This window comes from Paenibacillus sp. MZ04-78.2 (genome assembly GCF_024213375.1).
In the GTDB taxonomy this organism is placed as follows: Bacteria; Bacillota; Bacilli; order Paenibacillales; family NBRC-103111; genus Paenibacillus_G.
Genome location: NZ_JANAVJ010000118.1, coordinates 1 through 919 on the forward strand (window position 1 = coordinate 1; position 919 = coordinate 919).

At 48.0% G+C, this 919-nt stretch carries 1 pseudogene; it reads right to left on the reverse strand.

The features are described 5' to 3' along the window. Positions 1-323: pseudogene (locus NLX71_RS26280) on the reverse strand (group II intron reverse transcriptase/maturase); the annotation flags it as partial. Positions 324-919 lie beyond the last annotated feature (596 nt).

Sequence of the window (919 nt, forward strand, 5' to 3'; positions counted from 1 at the left end):
ATGATTCTATCCGAGAAGGAGGGTATCCCGAGAGGACGTTTTTGCCCGTTCTTCTTTGGGATGTAAACCCTCCGTACTGGTTGCGGTTGATACGATTCATTTTTCATCAGTTCAATAAGTGATCTGACTTTTTCCATGCTGAATTTGTCAGCTGTTTCTCCGTCGATACCTGCTGTTCCACTACCGTTGTTTGCATAGAGGTTATCGTAGGCTCGAAGGTAAAAGTCAGGGTTATAGAAATGACGATAGACCCGTTCGTACACGTAATCAGGTTTCTCACTGGATATCTTGGTCAATAGGTATAAAGTTTCGCTAGAATTCATGGAGCCTTGCGCTCCTTTCCGCAAATTTTATACCGACAAGCTGTCTCCCTTCGCCATGTGACAGGCTTTCCCTGCCTCGGACTACTACGGAGACTCCGTTACCATATGGGATATTCAATCCTCTGCAGGATATAGCCTACTCGGCGTTCCCACTTAGGTAATCCCCATTTAGTCACATCAGTCCAAGCACGATAAGTTGTCGGATGGTCCTTTCGTCCGTTCCACCTATCCAGGTGTGCGCCAGCGCTAGAGAAGCTTGGGTATCACCTCGAATTATAGCATCTATCTATTCGAAGTGTCTGACAGCATTCAATCTATTGCTGCCAGAGCGCTGAGTGCAGGTAGCAGCTAACTTTCCTGCCGGGAAACATGGCCCCGCTAAGACTAGACTTTAAGCAGTTTAGCTTTCATCCTCGTACTTACCTTTATGTCTCGCCGCTCAGTCGTGGTGTGTTAGCTCACCAACTCGCGACTTTCCCAACATGCTACACTCCCCATTGGGTTTCCCTTTTGGATAAGTTGGGTGACATGGCTTCGATACCCTTGAAGCCCCCCGGCTTAACGGGGAAAACTGATGCGCCTTATGGGCGCACAAT